General features: G+C 66.3%; 2 protein-coding genes. Both read right to left on the reverse strand.

Features of this window, described 5'->3' with window-relative positions:
- Positions 1-1033: IS66 family transposase (locus AB0M80_RS44155; protein ID WP_364576530.1), on the reverse strand; the 1033-nt coding region annotated here is incomplete at its 3' end.
- Positions 967-1233, reverse strand: coding sequence for a DUF6444 domain-containing protein (locus AB0M80_RS44160; RefSeq protein ID WP_364576531.1), 267 nt, complete (start codon positions 1231-1233; stop codon positions 967-969). The genes AB0M80_RS44160 and AB0M80_RS44155, both read right to left, overlap by 67 nt.
- Positions 1234-1287: the final 54 nt, after the last annotated feature.

The following is a 1287-nucleotide window of genomic DNA, read 5'->3' on the forward strand; positions in this document are numbered from 1 at the left end:
CGGCTTGGTTGTTGGTGAAGGGGACAGTCAGGTCGCGGGCGAAGAGCAGCACTTGCTGCTGGTAGTCGCGCAGACGCACCAGCAGATTCCGGGTCTTGCTTTGCTTGCGACCCCGGTCCGGTGGGTGCAGCAGCAAGCCAAGATGGACGGTGCGGACGAACCTGGATATCAGCGGATCGAGGATGCGGGCGGGGATCGTGTCCAGGCCGGCGTCTCGAGCGGTATGTGCAGCGGTATTGAGTTCTTCGAGGGTCTTCTTGGCGATCCGGGGCCAGGTGTGCTCCGGGTGAGCTTCGCCGACTGCGACCAGTTCGCGCAGGTGGTGGGCGTTGCAGCGGGCGTGTTTGCATCCGAAGTCTTGATATGACATCAGTCCGTCATGGACCGCGACACCACGGAACCGAGTGAGGATCCCGAACTCGTCCATCGCTTCACCGCCGCGCTGGGAGTGGGGCATGTAGGCGGTCAGATGTGGGGTGCAGGCGACGTGCAGCCACCAGTTCTTGCTCTCGACCCGGATCCCGGTCTCGTCGAAGTGCGCCACCGGCGCTGTCCGCAACGCGTCCTCGACCTGCCGGGCGAACCCGTCGAGCTGCGCGGCAACCGGGGTGAGGACACCGGCGACCCAGCCGGTCGATACTGGCAGTCCCAATAAATCCTGCAATAGCTGCGCTGTCCTGGCGACAGGGATGTGCTGGTAGGTCAGCAGATAGACTGCCAACGCGGTCACGTTCGGTCCGTAACACGCGGGCGCGGTCGCCTCGGCCGAGGCGGGCGCGGTCGTGACCCGGTGGCATCCACGGCACCGCAGCCGGTGCAGACGATGCTCGGTCACCGACGGACGCACCGGCGGCAGGTCGACCACTTGTCGCCGGACCATCCCGGCGCGGTGCGCGCGGCGCAAGGCTTCGCCGCAGCCAGAGCACGCCGACGGCGCGTGGTCGAGGATCGTGTCCGGGTTTTCGATCAGTGACAGGTTCGCTCCGGCTGCTCCGGGCTGTTTGCCCTGCTTGCGTCCGGACTTGCCCCGCAACGACTTGGGGCGGGTTTGCTGAACCGGTCCGATGAGGGCGGCATCGAGGAGTTTCCCGAGTTCGTGCCCAAGCGGCGCTTGAGCGCGGCGACCTCGGCCCGTAGTGCGGTGATCTCCTCCCGTGCACGCGCGAGCTCCACGGCCTGCGCTGCGACCAGCGCGGCCAGCTCGTCATACGACGGACGAACACCTTCCCCCACAACAAGATCATCCCACAAGCCCGCTCACAGCCCGAAAACGGCCTGAACAGTTAC

Origin of the sequence: Amycolatopsis sp. NPDC051045, assembly GCF_040682955.1 — a bacterium.
Classification (GTDB): Bacteria; Actinomycetota; Actinomycetes; order Mycobacteriales; family Pseudonocardiaceae; genus Amycolatopsis.